Source organism: Bifidobacterium merycicum DSM 6492, assembly GCF_900129045.1.
Taxonomy (GTDB): Bacteria; Actinomycetota; Actinomycetes; order Actinomycetales; family Bifidobacteriaceae; genus Bifidobacterium; species Bifidobacterium merycicum.
Map to the genome: position 1 here is coordinate 262210 of NZ_FQTX01000003.1, position 16613 is coordinate 278822.

At 60.9% G+C, this 16613-nt stretch carries 11 protein-coding genes and 1 tRNA gene; 7 read left to right on the forward strand and 5 right to left on the reverse strand.

What is annotated here, in order from left to right; genetic code table 11:
• Positions 1 to 213 precede the first annotated feature (213 nt).
• The gene (ftsY, locus tag BUB29_RS06365) at positions 214 to 1449 is read right to left on the reverse strand and encodes a signal recognition particle-docking protein FtsY (RefSeq protein WP_033522611.1); all 1236 of its coding nucleotides are present in this window, start codon (positions 1447 to 1449) and stop codon (positions 214 to 216) included.
• Positions 1450 to 1585: 136 nt separating this feature from the next.
• On the opposite strand from ftsY, the gene BUB29_RS06370 reads away from it, so the two are divergent.
• Both BUB29_RS06370 and BUB29_RS06375 read left to right on the forward strand, forming a co-directional pair.
• Positions 1586 to 2338, forward strand: coding sequence for a TetR/AcrR family transcriptional regulator (locus tag BUB29_RS06370; protein WP_033522609.1), 753 nt, complete (start codon positions 1586 to 1588; stop codon positions 2336 to 2338).
• 37 nt (positions 2339 to 2375) lie between these two features.
• A complete protein-coding gene (locus BUB29_RS06375) occupies positions 2376 to 3410 on the forward strand; it encodes a glycosyltransferase family 2 protein (protein ID WP_033522608.1) in 1035 nt (344 codons plus the stop codon).
• Positions 3411 to 3876: 466 nt separating this feature from the next.
• Here the strand turns inward: BUB29_RS06375 and BUB29_RS06380 are convergent, their stop codons facing one another.
• Positions 3877 to 5373 carry a C69 family dipeptidase gene (locus BUB29_RS06380; RefSeq protein ID WP_033522607.1) on the reverse strand — a complete coding sequence of 499 codons (1497 nt, stop codon included), beginning with the start codon at positions 5371 to 5373 and terminating at the stop codon, positions 3877 to 3879.
• A 206-nt stretch (positions 5374 to 5579) separates the two neighbouring features.
• On the opposite strand from BUB29_RS06380, the gene BUB29_RS06385 reads away from it, so the two are divergent.
• Both BUB29_RS06385 and BUB29_RS06390 read left to right on the forward strand, forming a co-directional pair.
• Positions 5580 to 5652: transfer RNA gene (locus BUB29_RS06385), tRNA-Lys, on the forward strand.
• 423 nt (positions 5653 to 6075) lie between these two features.
• Positions 6076 to 7266, forward strand: a complete 1191-nt coding sequence (locus tag BUB29_RS06390) for a pyridoxal phosphate-dependent aminotransferase (RefSeq protein WP_033522605.1) — start codon at positions 6076 to 6078, stop codon at positions 7264 to 7266.
• 307 nt (positions 7267 to 7573) lie between these two features.
• Here the strand turns inward: BUB29_RS06390 and BUB29_RS06395 are convergent, their stop codons facing one another.
• On the reverse strand, positions 7574 to 8806 hold the full coding sequence (locus tag BUB29_RS06395) for a putative ABC transporter permease (RefSeq protein ID WP_073117604.1): 1233 nt from the start codon (positions 8804 to 8806) through the stop codon (positions 7574 to 7576).
• A 228-nt stretch (positions 8807 to 9034) separates the two neighbouring features.
• On the opposite strand from BUB29_RS06395, the gene BUB29_RS06400 reads away from it, so the two are divergent.
• From BUB29_RS06400 to BUB29_RS06410, 3 genes are all read left to right on the forward strand, one after another.
• Complete coding sequence (locus BUB29_RS06400) at positions 9035 to 11572, forward strand: YhgE/Pip domain-containing protein (RefSeq protein ID WP_033522603.1); 2538 nt, start codon at positions 9035 to 9037, stop codon at positions 11570 to 11572.
• On the forward strand, positions 11569 to 13755 hold the full coding sequence (locus BUB29_RS06405) for a YhgE/Pip domain-containing protein (RefSeq protein WP_033522600.1): 2187 nt from the start codon (positions 11569 to 11571) through the stop codon (positions 13753 to 13755). The genes BUB29_RS06400 and BUB29_RS06405 overlap by 4 nt, the downstream gene beginning before the upstream one ends.
• An 86-nt stretch (positions 13756 to 13841) precedes the next feature.
• Positions 13842 to 14477 carry a TetR/AcrR family transcriptional regulator gene (locus BUB29_RS06410; RefSeq protein WP_234356062.1) on the forward strand — a complete coding sequence of 212 codons (636 nt, stop codon included), beginning with the start codon at positions 13842 to 13844 and terminating at the stop codon, positions 14475 to 14477.
• 494 nt (positions 14478 to 14971) lie between these two features.
• Here the strand turns inward: BUB29_RS06410 and BUB29_RS06415 are convergent, their stop codons facing one another.
• Together BUB29_RS06415 and BUB29_RS06420 are read right to left on the reverse strand one after the other, a co-directional pair.
• Entirely contained in the window at positions 14972 to 15874 is a 903-nt protein-coding gene (locus BUB29_RS06415) for a hypothetical protein (protein WP_051915269.1), read from the reverse strand.
• A complete protein-coding gene (locus BUB29_RS06420; RefSeq protein ID WP_051915267.1) occupies positions 15825 to 16583 on the reverse strand; it encodes a DUF6020 family protein in 759 nt (252 codons plus the stop codon). The genes BUB29_RS06415 and BUB29_RS06420 overlap by 50 nt, the downstream gene beginning before the upstream one ends.
• Between the last annotated feature and the right edge of the window lie 30 nt (positions 16584 to 16613).

Sequence of the window (16613 nt, forward strand, 5' to 3'; positions counted from 1 at the left end):
CTACCTCCCTCTCTTATCTTTCGCCCTTTCAAAAGGGACTTGCTCAGTTATTCGACCCCTTACGGGGCTCACAGTTGAGTAGTGAACGCCGCGCGCGTTTTCTTCAAGTTACGACAGGTTACATATGTGTTAAACATGTAAAAACCGTGTTATACGAACACGCGCACGGCATTGGAAACACTACGTTTCGCCACGGTCGCGGCAGGCCGGCGATCAGTCGAGGATGCCGTCCACGAACCCTTCCGGGTCGAACGGGGCGAGATCATCGGGGCCTTCGCCCAAGCCGACCAGCTTCACCGGAACACCCAGTTCCTTCTGCACGGACACCACGATGCCGCCCTTGGCGGAACCGTCGAGCTTGGACAGCACCACGCCCGTGACGCCGATCGCCTCGGCGAACACCTTCGCCTGGGCCATACCGTTCTGACCGGTGGTGGCGTCGAGCACAAGCAGCACCTCGTCGACCGGCAGATTCTTCTCGGTGACGCGGCGGATCTTGCCCAGCTCATCCATAAGATTCGCCTTGTTCTGCAAGCGGCCGGCGGTATCGATGATGAGCACGTCCGCATTGTCGGCCTTCGCCTTGGCGCTGGCCTCGAACGCGACGGACGCCGGATCGGCGCCATCCTTATCGGAACGCACGACCGGCACGTTCACACGCGCACCCCACGTCTCCAACTGGTCGGCCGCCGCGGCACGGAACGTATCCGCCGCGCCCAGCACGACCTTCCTGCCATCCGCCACGAACAGACGCGCAAGCTTGCCCGCGGTCGTGGTCTTGCCCGTGCCGTTCACGCCCACCATGATGATGACGCTCGGCTTGTTCGCACCCTCCTTATCGGCATTCAGACGACGGTCCGTATCGAGGCCGACCACATCAAGCAGCTTGTCACGCAGCGCCGCACGCACCTCGGAGGCATCCGCCTTGCCGGTCACACGCGCATCGGTGCGCAGCTCCTCGACCAGACGCTCGCTGGCCTCGGCGCCCACGTCGGCGAGCAGCAGCGTGTCCTCGACATCCTGCCAATCATCCTCGGACAGATTATCCTTGGCGAGAATGTTGAACAGCGCCTTGCCGAAGGGGTTGGCGCTGCCGGCGAGCTTGGCCTTCAGACGGGTCATGCGGGAGCCGACGGATTCGGGGGCGTCCAGCGCCTTGGCGGTCTTGATGGGCTCGGGCTGTTCGGGTTCGGAGGCGGGTTCTGACGTTCCGGTTCCAGATGTTCCGGAGGATTCGGGCTTGGATTCGGCTGCGGATTCGGCAACGGACTCGAATGCGGCCTTGGGCTGCCCGGTTCCGGACCTGGCCCCGACGGTCTGCGCACCGGAACGATCCAACGCCTTATCCAAATCCTTCTTGCGGGATTTCTGCATCCACACACTGACGGCGATCAACGCGACCACCGCAACAACAATGCCTACAACGGCAAGAATCATATTCATATCCATAACGTCCCAGTCTACCGATGGCGCACCCGGCACGCCCTCCCCCACGGCAATCCCACACATCGTCGGAGCGGAGCCGCGTCATGCCGCCCTTTTCCAGTGGCCGTGAAAAACTACGCATATGGCCAATACTTCACGAATGTCGTCCTTGCAGCGTCGCGAGCAACTCATCCAAGTGGCCCGTTCGCTTTTCGCCGCCAAAGGATTCGAAGCCGTGAGCGTCGAGGAGATCGCCGCCCATGCGAAGGTCTCCAAACCGATCGTCTACGAACATTTCGGCGGCAAAGAAGGCATCTACGCGGTAATCGTGGACCGCGAGATGCGCGCGTTGACATCCGTGCTCATCGAATCGCTTTCCGATCCGACCGCGCACCCGCGTCAAATCGTGGAACGCGCGGCCATGGCTCTACTCACTTACATCGAGCAGAACACCGAAGGCTTCCAAGTACTGGTCCGCGACTCGCCAACCACCGACCCATCCGGGTCATTCAGCTCCCTGCTGGGCGACATCTCGCTGCGCGTCGAAGACCTGCTGACCGCGACCTTCAAACGCCAGAAGCTCTCCCCCAAAGGCGTGCCCTACTACGCGCAGATGCTGGTGGGCATGACCGTGTTCACCGGCCAATATTGGGCCGCGCATCCGAAAGTCAGCAAGGAACAGATGGCCGCCTACCTCGTCGACTTGGCGTGGCACGGGCTGAGCCGACTCGACTCCAAGCCGAAACTGCTGTTCGAGGACGCGAAGTCGCGCAAGAAGAACAAGGACGGCAAGGGCGGCGAGAACCGAAATGAAAGCCGGAATGGCGACGAGGATGCGCAGGTCTCTTCCGCACAGGCAGATACAGTGCTACCGTGTGAATCTGACAATGAGCAGGATGACCGAACGGCCTGACCGAACCTGACCCACGGGGTTGAAGAGGATATACGTGATGACGAATACGTCGAAAACGCTGAGTTTTGTGATTCCTTCATACAACATGGAGGCCTATCTCGACCGCTGCGTGAACTCGCTGCTGTCCGCGCGCAAAACCGATGACATCGAGGTCCTGATCGTCGACGACGGGTCCAAGGACGGCACCCTCGCCTACGCGCAGAAGCTGGAACGCAACAATCCGGGCGTCGTGCGCGCCATCCACCAGGAGAACAAGGGACATGGCGGCGCGGTGAACACCGGCATCGCCGCCGCGACCGGCGCCTACGTGAAGGTCGTGGACGCCGACGACTGGGTGGGACCCGAATCGCTCGAAGAGGTGATGGCCGTGCTGCGCAAGGAAGTCCAGCGCGACGACCCCGTCGACATGCTGGTGACGAACTACGTCTACGACAAAATCGAGAAGCGGCACAAGCACGTGGTGAACTTCCGCCGCGCCATGAAGCCCGGCAAACGCCTCACCTGGGACGACCTGGGACGTTTCGGCATCGCGGAATACATCCTCATGCACGCGCTGATCTTCCGCACCGACGTGGTGCGCGCCTCCGGCATGCAGCTGCCGGAGCACACGTTCTACGTGGACTTCATCTACGCCTACCAGCCGTTCCCCTGGGTGAAGACGCTGCAATACCTCGACACGCCGTTCTACCACTATTACATCGGGCGCGAAGGGCAGAGCGTGCAGACCGACGTGATGATCAGGCGCGTGGATCAGCTGCGGCTGGTGAACCAGCGCATGGTGGAGGCGACACCGGAACGCGGCACAGTGCCGGACGGACTGTACCGTTACATGATTCACTTCCTCTCCATTGAGAGCTCGGTGGCCAGCGTGTTCATGATCCTGTCGAAGAATCCGGAGAATTACGCCAAGAAGGAACAGCTGTGGGCGGATATCAAGGCGCACTCCCCCTCGATTTACGCGGATGTGCGCAGGAAGCCGATGTCACGGGCGCTGAATCTGCGCGGGTCGGTCGGGCGGTTCATCATCCGCAACGGCTATCTGGTGGCCGAGAAGGTGGTTGGCTTCAACTGATCGGCGGTTGGGGCGGTGGACTGGCTGCCTTGGGCTGCCCTTGGCCGGTCTTGTCTTGGCCACAAGCGGCGTACTTGGTCGTTTTGCGGCTCCCGCGACTCTTATAGCTCTCAAGTAGCCCTTCGCTGACCGTTGCCGCGGCCGGCGAAGGGCTACTTTGCTTATGTATGGCAGATTCCGGGGTTTGGGTTTTACTAGGTGGCTTATATATGGCACGCAAATCGCAAAACCCCGAGTACAAGCGCTGGAATTCCAGCGCTTGTACTCGGGGTTTCGGGCTTTCGGTGCCATATATAAGCCACTTGGTCATTCCGGAGGGGCCGAATCCGCCACACATAAGCGAAGTAGCGGCAAATCCATGCATGGAACCGTGCAGTCGGGGTGTGTGGAACCGCGAATACGGCCCCGCACACCCTTCTCAACGCCTACCGGCTCAATTCCAGCTCAGTCCCGGCTCAGTCCCGGCTCAATTCCAGCGGTCGGACATGGCGAAACTGTTATGCATCAGGTTGCTGGATGTGTACAGCACATCGTTGAGCAGCGTGGTGGCGTGCTTGCGCAGATATTCCGCCATTTCGGTGTTGGCGGCTTCAAGACGACGACGCATCGTCGCGGCATCGCTCGGCGCTTCCCCGGCGAGCGCCGCATCCGTGCGTTCCACCAGACGATGCCCGAACACGCGCGCATTCTCCGCAAACCCCTCAACCGCATTGTTGGTCTCATACCAGTGCGCATCGGCGAGCGCCGCGATCAGACGGTTCGTCCAATACAGGTTGCCGGTGGAGACCTCGGGCGTGGTGTCGCGCAGGTAGGCCGGGGTATCGTCCACGTTCGCGTAGAACGGGGTGGCTGCGGTGAACGGGCCGGAACCGTAGGAAATCCACATGATGGAACGGCTTTCGGCCGGCGCATACGGGCGGATCTGCATGGCGACCATGTGGCCGGTGCGGTTGATGCCGATCGGGCGGTAGCGGTGGCGGCTTTCCGGAGTGCCGAGCGTGCCATACGGGTCGTAGGGCGTGCCTTCGAAATGGGCGCTCATGAGGAAGTCGACGTCTTCGATGGTGACGGTGTTTTCCGGCACACGGCACCACGGGATGTCGTCGCTGGACGGCGTGTAGCGGGCGGCGGACGAATCCCAGTCCTCGCTCGGGTTGAGGTGGCGCTGCATGTACCAGGCGCGAGGCGTGTTGTAGATGTGATCCTTGGTGGTGGCGGTGCCGAACACGGTGCGCGGGTTGAACCGGTTGAGATCGGTGTCGGAGGGGTTGACCGTGCGGTTGAGATGATGTTCGGCTATGAATTCGCGCAAATCGCCGGAGCACAGGTGTTCGCGCTGATCGCCGAAGGCGTCGTTGCAGTCGAAATCGTCGATGCCGAGCTGGTTGGGGATGGTCGCATAGCAATCATCCGGCACGCGGCGTGCGATCCAGTGGTGCCCGCCGATGGTTTCGACGTACCAGATCTCGTCCATGTCGGAGATGATGACGCCGTTCGCCTCATAGGTGCCGTACTGTTCCAGTAGTCCGCCGAAACGCTTGACACCTTCGCGGGCGGTGGTGATGTATGGCAGCACCAAGGTGATGATGTCCTCTTCGCCAATGCCGCCGGGCGTACCGTCCTCCTCCAGCTTGACCATGGGGTCGGCGGCGAGTACACGCTCGTTGACCGCGATGGTTTCAGTGGCGCTCATGGCCACATTGTGCTCGTTGACGCCCGCTTCGGCGAGCACGCCGCGGTTGGGCAGCACATTCGGCACGATGCTGTAGCGGCAGGGGTTGTCGGGGAGGTCGATGTCGACATGGCTCAGCACGCTGCGGTAGTGGCGGGGCTGATCTTCCGGCGCGACCACGATGAAACGCTTGGGATCGTAACGGCCCGAACCTGAATCATCGTCGCGGGCGATGATGGTGGAGCCGTCGTAGCTGGCTTGCTTTCCTACGAGAATGGTTGTGCATGACATGCTGCCTTACTGTAGGAGGATGCGCGGAAGACGGCGATGCCAGTCGGGGAGTTGCGAGGCGGCAGCGGCTGTGAATCGCACGGGTGAATCGCGCATGGGCGGATTGCACGGAATGGGCACAGGACGGGCCGAGAATGGGCACAGACTTGATTGACATGCCTGTTTGTGGCGCTTCTTCGAAAGATGCTGTATAATGTCCGACTGTTGCCCCTCTAGCTCAACGGTTAGAGCAGCGTCCTTTTAAGTCGTGGGTTGTGGGTTCGAATCCCACGGGGGGCACCGCGAATCCCTCGGAGCCGTTGGCTCCGAGGGATTTTTCATACCTATGCTTGTACTACTATGCCGCCCCCACTGAAGGAATGGCGCACAAACCTTGCACCTCGATCTTCCTAAAATCAGACAGAATCAGGAACTTGTCCGAAAATGAGGAAGCCCACCGAAACCCACCAACACCCCGCTCCTCAAAATCAGACAAAATTGAGGGAAATATGTCTGAAAATGGGGAGAGGAGGGTGGTGGACGCGACTGGAGGCAGGATTTCGCCAGCAAACCCCGGAGGGCTCATCAGGGGGAAAACATGACACGGACGGGCTTATCAGGAGAAGACATGGCAAAGCCCGGAATAGGGCCGACGGCGCCACACATGCCGGGATATACTGAGACGCGAATACGGCGAAAATGAACAAGCACGGGAGGAAGCCGATGATCAACGAGCAATACAAGGCGATGCTGGGCGGCAAGTCCGTCATCCGCGAGCTGAGCGAATACGCCACCAGGCGCGGTGCGCAAATCGGGTATGAAAACGTCTTCGACTTCTCCCTGGGTAATCCTTCCGTCCCCGCGCCGCGCGACTTCACCGACGCCATGGTCGACCTGTACGAGAACGGCGACCCCGTCGCCATCCACGGTTACTCCCCCTCGCTGGGCATCCCCTCCGTATGCGCCACCATCGCGGACTCCTTGAACCACCGCTTCGGCATGGATTACGAAGGCCGCCACATCTTCCCCACCACGGGTGCCGCGGGCGCACTCTCCCACGCCATGAGGGCCGTGACCAAGCCGGGTGACGAAATCATCACCTTCGCCCCCTACTTCCCCGAATACCAGCCGTATGTGAACGGCACCGGCGCACATCTGACAGTCATCCCCGCCGACACCGCCAGCTTCCAAATCAACTTCGAAGCGTTCGAAGCCGCGCTGAACCCGAACGTGCAGGCCATCCTCATCAACACCCCGAACAATCCTTCCGGCGCGGTGTATTCCACGCAGACGCTGACCAAGCTGGCAGCGATCCTCGAAACGAAGCAGCAGGAGTACGGCCATGACATCTTCCTCATCAGCGATGAACCGTACCGCGAGATCGTATTCGACGGCAACACCCAGCCGTACCCGGCCCGCTTCTACGCCAACACGCTGACCTGCTACTCCTTCTCCAAGTCGCTGTCGCTGCCGGGCGAGCGCATTGGCTACGTGGCCGTGAACCCGAAGGCCACCGACGCCGATCTGCTGGTGCCGATGATGGGCCAGATCAGCCGCGGCACCGGTCATAACTGCCCGCCGAGCTCGATTCAGCTGGGTGTTGCAAAGGTCATCGACGAGACCAGCGATCTGAGCGTCTATGAGACGAACATGAACCTGCTGTACGACACGCTCACCTCGCTCGGTTTCGACGTGGTGCGCCCCGGCGGCACGTTCTACATCTTCCCGAAGGCGTTGGAGGAGGATGCGACCGCGTTCTGCATGAAGGCGAAGGATTACGATCTGATCCTGGTGCCGTCGGAAAGCTTCGGCGTACCCGGCTACTTCCGCATGGCGTATTGCATCGATACGGAGAAGGTGAAGCGTTCGATCGGCGCGTTGGAGCGTTTCGTGCACGAACAGTACGGCAAGTGACGGCTGCCAGTACAGAATTGGGCTGATTCTGTCTGATTCTGAGGAACCCCTGGCCGCATCCCCGCCACCACCAGTCGCCTCCGTCAGTCCATCTCTCTCCCCATTTTCAGACAAATTCCCCTCAATTTTGTCCGATTGCGGGGAGGAGGGGATGCCGGAGGGTTTCGACGGGTTTCGGAGGGCTTCGGCGGGCTTCCCTGTTTTCGGACAGAGTTGGGCTGATTTTGTCTGATTTTGGGGAGGGGCCTGATTTTGCGGAGGTCAAGGTGTCCGGGCTTTCACTTCCATTCCCTCAGCGTGAGAGCGATCACGGACGCCCGGCCAGCGTCGGGTCGATATGCATGGTGGGCAGGCGCTGCTCCATCACCTCATTGTTGAAATGCAGGTCGATCCATTGCACGACCGGCGAATCGGAGTGGATGCCGGCCAGACGCATGTACCAGCAGTCGATGGCCATGAGCGTGAACAGCGCGTCGCTCAGCAGCAGCACGAAACATACGGAAGTCAGCGAGTAGCGGATCTTCCACGGAATCCGGTTGATGCAGTTCAGCAGGGCGGGCAGAATCAGCCGCATCCATATCACGCCCAGCACGCCCCAGAAGAACATGAACTGGCCGCAGGTGCGCCCGCCGATCGACAACCATTTGCCGGTGTAATCCCACGCCTTCATGCCGACGGTCACTTCCATGAACCAGCTGCTGAGCCATTCGAACGCACCGCCCAGCACCGCCGACGACATGAAGATCGTCAGGATGCCCGACCGGTACAGACGGTTCAGGCATACGGAGACGAGCAGCGTGCCGAAACCATAGATCGCGGAGAACGGCCCATACAGGAAGCTGGCGCGATTCTGATACCCGCCGAACACGACGGCGTGGTACACCGTTTCGACGGCGCATCCGAACACGCAACCGACGGCGAACAGCCAGAACATGTTGAAGAAGTTCAGTTCCATGTAGCCTTTGCCGGTGCGGTCGCGGCCAAGCATGCCGTCGCGTTCGCTTTCGAGGAACGCGTCGCGCTCGTCCATGCGCCGCAGCGTGCGCTGCAACCGGCGTTCTTCGCGCAGGCCCGGATCGACCATGACGGACAGCGCCGCCAACAGCAGGAATTGCACCACCTGCACCAGCAGATTCCACCCAACACCGTGCAGGCAGAGGGCGAACATGATCTCGAAGAAGGTGAGCGGCATCAGCACGTATGTCCAGGGCGCGGCGCGATGGCGCTTCTTACGGAGGATCAGCAGCACGCCGAAGATAATCATGAGCACGGAGTTCACGGCGAACAGCGCGGCACCGATCACGGACATGATCACGGTGAGGTTCAGCGGATTGACGTGCCGGTAGCCGAGCGCCACTGCGCTTATGGACAGGATGATTTCTCGCATGACGAGCGGAAAGGACACGATGCCGTCGAATAGCACCAAGTCGCCGAAGAAGGTGACGATGAGCGGCATGTTCCGTTCCAGATCGCGGGTGTGAGCGTTGTGAGCGGCGCGATGAGCGGCATTGCGAGCATCGTTACGAGCGGTATCCGCCATGTTTTCTCCCTATCTACCCAATACGCTCCAACCTAACAAAGCGGGCATACTTCGGCCTTGGGGTCAGCTTCCGGCAAAACCTGGGCCGCCACCGGCCACGGCACGGAATCGCTTGGCAGCGGAATTGGGGACAGGGTACGATACGCTACTTGTTGCGTAGCGCTACGCAATGCGTAGCATATACTGAGAAGACTTCACAGGCCTTCGCAAGACTTCATAAGGAGACCGATGGGCAACGTACTCGCGATTCTCAAGCGCGATTTCAAACGATTGCTGAAAGTACCGTCCGCGTGGGTGGTGGCGATAGGCCTCGTACTGATTCCGCCGATGTACGCATGGTTCAACATCCGCGGATTCTGGAACCCGTACAAGAACACCAGCGGCATCGAAGTGACGGTGGTGAACAACGACGAAGGCACCACCAACACGCTCGTCGGCAAAACCAATCTGGGCCTCCAGATCGTCAACCGGCTGAAGGACAACACCCAGCTCGGCTGGAACTTCGCCGACGAACAGGAAGGCATGGAGCGCGTCCTCTCCGGCGAATCCTACGCCACCATCGTCATCCCCAAAACCTTCTCCAAGGATCTGCTCGGCGTCATCACCGGCAGCGGCAAACAGCCGGAACTCAAGTATTACGTCAATGAGAAAGCCAGCGCCATCGCCCCGAAGATCACGGACACCGGCGCCAGCACGGTCGACAACCAAGTCAACAGCACTTTCGTCTCGACCGTGAGCGAAGTGCTTTCCAAAGCGGTGAACACCCTCGACGGCGAAATCACCGACAAGGCCGGCAGCATGCAGACCAGCGCCGTCAGCTCGCTGACCGAAGCGCGCGGCACAATCAGCTCCACGCGCACCAAACTCGTCTCACTCATCGCCGACATGGACGGCACGCCCACCAAGACGCAAGCCGCGCGGCAATCCATCTCCAGCCTGCAACAGGCTGCGGTCGACGCGGGCAACAGCCTGAGCGGCACCTCGACCCTAATCTCCAGCACGCAGAACAGCCTGAACGATTTCGCCGCCAAAACCTCCAGCGGACTCGACAAGGGTTCCACGGCGATCACCCAGACCATGCAGCAGGCGACCACCACCATCAACACCGTCACCACCGGTCTGACCAACGTCAACGCCACGGCGGGCAACGCGGTCACCACCCTGCAGAACGCCAACGATTCCACGGCCAAAGTACTGGAATCGTTGAACCAATTGCCGATTGTGAGCGCCTTGCCCGAGCTGAAGGACGCCATCGCGCAACTGCAGAAAAGCAACGCGAACGCCGCCGAAACGCTGCGTGACATCAAAGCGCTGAACACCAGCACAGGCACGACCATCACCACCGTCTCCGGGCTGACCGCAAACGTCAACAACGCCGCGCAACAATCGTTGACCGCCACCAACACGGCCCGATCGACCATCACCTCCGGTGCCATGCCACAGCTGAACGCCGGTCTGAGCTCGTTGGCCGGCGTGACAGGCACGCTCGGCGGCGGTCTGAGCAACCAGACGGCACTGGCCAGCCAAACCGCCACAGTGCTCGACCAGCTCGACAAAGCCAGTGCGGACACCGCCTCCGCGCTGCGCACCATGGACAAAGCGTTGGCGAAACTCAGCGACAAACTCGACACCGTCATCACCGATATCAGCGCATTGGACACCTCGAACATGCTAGGTTCCATGTTCGGCACGGACGGTGAGCTCGACACCGAACGTATCGCCGAATTCATGCTCTCCCCCACCGTGCTCGACACCAAAGTGTTGTACCCGGTGGACTCCTACGGTTCCGGCATGGCACCGCTGTTCACCAACATGGCGCTGTGGGTGGGCGCGTTCGCCCTAGTGGTGATCTTCAAAACGGAAGCCGATGAGGAAGGTATCCCGAACATGACCTCCACGCAAGGCTACATGGGCCGATTCCTGTTCCTCGCCGTATTCGCGGCATTGCAAGGCCTCGCCACCACCGTGGGCAATCTGATACTCGGCGTGCAGACGGTCAACGCGGCCGCGTTCATCCTCACCGGCGTGCTCACCTCGCTGGTGGACCTCTCCATCATCTTCTCACTGTCCACCGCGTTCCTGCATGTGGGCAAAGGCGTGTGCATCGCGCTCATCATGCTGCAGATCCCCGGCGCTTCAGGCCTCTACCCCATCGAGATGATGCCGAAGTTCTTCCGCACGCTCTACCCGTTCTTCCCGTTCAACTATTCGATCAAAGCGTTCCGCGAAACCATCGGCGGCTTCTACGACGGGCATTGGGAGCAGAATATCGCCTACCTGCTATTGTTCAGCATCATCGGCTTCGCCATCGGCCTGATCATCCGCCCGCTCATGGCCAACACCAACCGCATGTTCGCGCGGCAGATCCAGGAAAGCGACATGATCATCGGCGAGGACGTGCATCTGCCCGGCTCGGAATACCGCATTTCCAACGCCCTGCAGGCGCTGACGAACCATAGCAGATACAAGATGTCCATCGAACGCCGCGCCGCGCAGTTCGAAGCGCTCTACCCGCGCCTCAAACGCAGTGCATTGATCGCCGGGCTGGCCGTGCCGATCATTCTGGCCGTCACGTTCTCGCTGACGACCAACGCCAAGCTCGAAGCATTGCTCGCATGGATCATTTGGATCCTGCTCATCATCGGCTTCCTGCTGGCCATCGAATTCATCCGCGACAACCTGCGCAGGCAGCGTGAGCTCGGCAACCTGGATGATGACGAGATCCGCATCGCACTCGCACGACACGAAAGGAAGCACGCCAAATGAGAACAATCGGCAAACTGTTCATAGGCGACGTGCGCCGCCTGACCAGCAACATCGTCTCCATCATCATCGTAATCGGCCTGACGGTGATTCCCGGCCTGTTCACCTGGTTCAACATCGCGGCAAGCTGGGATCCGTTCAGCAACATGAAGAACCTGAAATTCGCCGTCGCCAGCGTCGATGAAGGCTACCGTTCCGACCTCATCCCGATGAAAATCACCATGGGCGACCAGATCCTCAACACGTTGCGTGCGAATTCGGAACTCGACTGGACGTTCACCGACGAACAGGACGCGATCAAAGGCACGAAATCCGGCAAATACTATGCCGCGATCGTGATTCCGAAAAGCTTCAGCAAAAGCATGATGACGTTCTTCTCCTCCAATGCGAAGAACGTCAGAATCCGCTACTACACCAATGAGAAAACGAACGCGCTCACCCCGAACCTCACCAATCAGGGCGCGAACGAAGTAAGCACGCAGATCAACCAGATGTTCGTCAAAACCCTTACGGGCACCGCGCTGTCAATCGCTTCGCAGCTTTCGGACGACCTGTCGTCGCCCAAGGCGACCGCCGCACTGAACAACTTCACCACGAACATCGGCACGCTCGCCACCACGATGCAGGATTCCTCCAACACCATCGGCGATTTCAGCGCGCTCACCACCTCCGCGTCCACGCTGCTCAACAGCTCCTCCGCGCTGCTGAAGAACATCTCCGCAACCGGCGCCAGCGCCGGCGATCAGCTGAAATCCGCGAAGAAAGGCGCGACCGATCTGACCGGTGCACTCGACACGAGCACCAACGCGCTCGCCACCGCGCTCAAGCAGAGCGCTTCCAGCTATGATGCGGTCGCGGATTCGGTCGATTCGCTCGTCGCCAGCGCCGGCACGCAGATGACGGACACCGCGCAGCTGCTCAACACCGAAGCCAAGCATGTGAGCGATCAGGCGGAACAGTACCAGACGATCCGCAATACGCTCGCCGCACTGGAACCGCAGATTCCCGACAGCAGCAAACCCAAGTTCGACGCGATCCTGTCGCAGCTGGAAACGGCGATCACCATGCAGGACAATCTCGCGACATCCCTGAAGAACGCGGCCGCCGACGTGACCTCGAAGAAGGGCAGCGTCGACGAGCAAAGCAAGCAGATCAAGGCCTTCGCCGCCGAAGCGAAGCAGGCCGTCAACGGCGTTTCCACCGACTTCTCCACGAACATCAAACCGACGCTCTCCCAGATCTCCACATCCGTGGCCAACGCGGCCGCCGAACTGAACACCGGCGTGGCCACGCTGAAAACCGCGGTGGGCGACGTGGACGATATCAGCACGAAAGCGACCACCAGCCTTGACGAGGTGAAGCAGTCGCTGGACAAACTGGCCAAGAAACTATCGACCACCGGCACGGATCTCGCCGAATTCAACACCAAGCTCGAAACCGCATTGAACAGCTCCGATCTGGATGAGATCAGGAAGCTGCTGGGCACCGATTCGGAAACACTCGCCGCATCAATCGCCGCACCGGTGAAGCTCAAGCGCGAAGCGGTGTTCCCCGTCGCCCAATTCGGTTCGTCGCTTGCGCCGCTGTACGTGATCATCCCGCTGTGGGTGGGCGCACTGCTTATGGCCGTGACGCTGAAAACCACGGTTTCGCACCGCACTCGCAAGGAATTGCGGCATCCGCGGCCGCATCAGATGTTCCTCGGCCATTACGGCGTGTTCGCGCTGATCGCGCTGATGCAAAGCACGTTCTCGGCGGGCGGTTCGCTGCTGTCCATGCACGTGCAGGCGGTGCACCCATGGCTGTTCATGCTCACCGGCTGGGTGAGCTCGCTGGTGTTCTCGTTCTTCGCCTACACGATGGTCGTGAGCTTCGGCAACGTGGGCAAGGCCATCGGCGTGCTCATGCTCATCATGCAGATCTCCGGTTCGAATGCCGCCTACCCGTTGCAGATGCTGCCATCGTGGCTCAGCGCGATCAGCCCGTTCCTGCCGGCCACGCATGCGGTGACCGCGCTGCGCGCCTCGATTGCGGGCATCTACGACATGGACTATTGGAAGGCCATCGGCGCATTGCTACTGTTCATACCGCCGCTGCTGCTCATCGGTTTGGTGTTGAGAAAACCGCTGATCAAGTTCAACCAGTGGTATGTTGCGAACGTGGAGAGCACCAAGCTGATCGCCTAGGCGGTCGGCGGTTGTGGTCGGCGGTTGCCGGCCGCAACCGGTTCGCGGTGGCACGCGCCACCGCGATGAGGGAACGAAGAGGAATCATGACGAGGGACATGAAGAAATGCGAGACCGCTGCCGCAGCCATCGCATCGAAAATGCCGAAACTGCCGTCTCCTGTGAAATCGCGGGCGGCGCGTATGCGTGAGGCGACGGATCGCAAGATCACGCAGACGACGGTGCAGATTGCCGCATCGCGCGGCATCGGCGCGGTGACCATCGAGGAGGTGGCCCGCCGCTCCGGCGTGGCGAAAACCACGATCTACCGGCGTTACCGTAACACTGAGGATCTGCTGCACAAAGTCCAGATCGAGGCGAGCGGCACGTTCGAAGTGGATGAGTTCGGCCCCACGCGCGACGACTTGTGCCGTCTGCTGGAGCGTATCGCGGCCGCCTTCAACGACGAGATCGGGTTCAAGGCCGTGGGTCTGGTGATGAGCTCGGACAACGACTATGTGAAAAGCCTGGCCAATCAGGTGATCACGCCGGCCGAACAACGTTTCGGCGATTACATCCGCCGCGGTATGGATGCGGGAGCGTTCCGCCGCGATCTCAACGCGAGGTTCCTGTTCAGCACGGTGTTGGGCTCCATGCTGGCTTATAAGGCGCTGTGCCATGCGCAGGATGCGCAGTGGGCGGAGCAGATGACGGCCATATTGTGGCCGGCGATCGCGGCATAGGGTTCGCGGGGCGGTCTGACCGGATATCCGGGCTCGTGGGAGCCGCATGCAGGGGCCACTTGGGTCTGTTCCCACATCCGAAACCGCTACTTGGCTTATATATGGCAGATTCGGACCATGTGATTCCGCTAAGTGGCTTATATATGGCATGTAAACGGCGATATCGCGGGTATGCGCGTTGGAATTCCAACGCGCATACCCGCGATATCCGAGAATCGGTGCCATATATAAGCCACTTGGTTCGTTGCGACCCCCGAAATCTGCCATATATAAGCGAGATAGCACCTGCTCCGTGTGCCGGGTATGATCAACGCGCACGGGGAAACGAGAGTTCTGGACGGCAATGACGGGACGGCCGGGGGATCATGTGCGCAACGGGGCATACAACAGAACATGCAACGGCATACAGCAAGACATGCAACGGAGCATGCGTGCAGGGAACCGTGCGTCCAGTCAAACCATTACTGGTCAATAGGCAGACTCGACAGGCAGACTCAATAGGTGTGCCCAACAGGCGGGCGCGGGAGCGGCCGAAACGCTCCGGCGCGGCGCGGGCCGGAAGGGCAGGGCAGTGAACAACGGGAGCAGGAAGAACGCGGGGATCGCATACCAGAACAGCGCCGAGGGCGCGGCGTACAGCGACAGATTGTTGAAGAACAGCAGCCCGAACGCCGCCAAAGCCGGGCCGACCCCGCGGCTTCCGCGGCTTCCGGGGCTCCCTTGACTTCCACCGTTCCGGCACTCTCGGTGGCTTCACCACCTTGGGCGGCTTCCGTGGTTCCGATGGCTCCAGCGCGTTTCGCACCACCAGTACGTTTCGTGCCCTCCGCGGCCTCGACCGGTGCCGCGCCCCGGCATATGCCGAGATGTTTCCTCGCACGCATCTTCCGGAACACCGCCTGCCCTATCAGCGCGAGCGCGATCAACAGCGGTATCCATGTCACGTACAACGCCATCGAGGTCAGCGGATTCCCATGCCGCGCCCATCGGTGCACTCCGGCCAGCGCATCGGCTTTCCACTGCGGTTTGCGCGACGTGCCCGTCAACGGCTGCAGCTCACGCGTGATATCCGCCAAGCGCCGCGCCGCCACACTCTCGGCATCGCCCGCATATTCCGGGCCGGTGAGGAACGTGGACCATTGCCGCATGTATCCGGGTGTGAAAATGTAGTCGGAATCGATGGGATAGGCGAAGTTCGCGGTGATGTCCCACCAGTGGCGGATCGGCCCGGCGTACGCTTTGAGATATGTGCCGGGGTGGCTCAGGCCAAGTTCGAGCCACGCGCCGACCGCATTGAGTTTGGCGCCCAGGGAGGGCTGCGGGTCGGTTTTCAGGGTGTGGAATGTTTCATCGGTGCGATAGTCGACGATGGTGCGGGCCGCGCGTTGCAGGTCCATGATCTTGTTGAGACGCCGCCGCTGATCGGGGGGAAATCGCGTGTGGCTCGTCGTGCGCGAGACGTGCGACCGGCTGCGTGACATATCCCCAGACTTCGCGGGCGATGGAATGGTTCGCATGCGTCACCGCTGCGGCAATCGGCGCGAACGCGCATTCCGCGATGACGATCGCGGCCACCAAGCAGGTTGTCGCACGCCCGCGCAAGCCTTTGGCGCACACCGCCACCAGCAGAAGCCCCGCGCAGACCACTACGACCAGAGCGGCGCGCTTCGATGCGATCACCGCGAATCCGAGCAGCACGAAGCATACGGCGACCGGCGTGCGGGCGAGCACGCGCCCGCGGGTCAGGCACGCTTCGACGAAAATCACGGCGAATGGCATGAGGAATATGGTGTGCAGCGAGTCCTTACCCATGGTGGCGACGCTGCCAAACATCACATAACTTGTGGAGCAGTAGATGAGCCCGATCAGGGTCAGCCATCGCGGAACGCCGAGTTTGCGCGTATAGCACAGTATGAGCGAGCAGCCGGCGGCGAGCAGTACGGCTTGGATCAGGGTGTAGATGCCTTGCCCGATGAGCGGGGAGCCGAACAGTTCGCCCAGATACCAGAACGCGCCGAAGATCAGGGTGTCGAAGAGCGGGTGCTGCGTGTAATAGCCGTGCAGTCCGGAGGATTGCAGGTACTGGGCGAGGGTGTCGTCGCGCAATGCTCCGGGCCAGGTGAGCGTGAGCCATAC

Bases quoted from the DNA above. Each gene is read 5' to 3' on its own strand.
- ftsY (WP_033522611.1), bottom strand. From the start codon at position 1,449: ATGGATATGAATATGATTCTTGCCGTTGTAGGCATTGTTGTTGCGGTG.
- BUB29_RS06370 (WP_033522609.1), top strand. From the start codon at position 1,586: ATGTCGTCCTTGCAGCGTCGCGAGCAACTCATCCAAGTGGCCCGTTCG.
- BUB29_RS06375 (WP_033522608.1), top strand. From the start codon at position 2,376: ATGACGAATACGTCGAAAACGCTGAGTTTTGTGATTCCTTCATACAAC.
- BUB29_RS06380 (WP_033522607.1), bottom strand. From the start codon at position 5,373: ATGTCATGCACAACCATTCTCGTAGGAAAGCAAGCCAGCTACGACGGC.
- BUB29_RS06390 (WP_033522605.1), top strand. From the start codon at position 6,076: ATGATCAACGAGCAATACAAGGCGATGCTGGGCGGCAAGTCCGTCATC.
- BUB29_RS06395 (WP_073117604.1), bottom strand. From the start codon at position 8,806: ATGGCGGATACCGCTCGTAACGATGCTCGCAATGCCGCTCATCGCGCC.
- BUB29_RS06400 (WP_033522603.1), top strand. From the start codon at position 9,035: ATGGGCAACGTACTCGCGATTCTCAAGCGCGATTTCAAACGATTGCTG.
- BUB29_RS06405 (WP_033522600.1), top strand. From the start codon at position 11,569: ATGAGAACAATCGGCAAACTGTTCATAGGCGACGTGCGCCGCCTGACC.
- BUB29_RS06410 (WP_234356062.1), top strand. From the start codon at position 13,842: ATGACGAGGGACATGAAGAAATGCGAGACCGCTGCCGCAGCCATCGCA.
- BUB29_RS06415 (WP_051915269.1), bottom strand. From the start codon at position 15,874: ATGGACCTGCAACGCGCGGCCCGCACCATCGTCGACTATCGCACCGAT.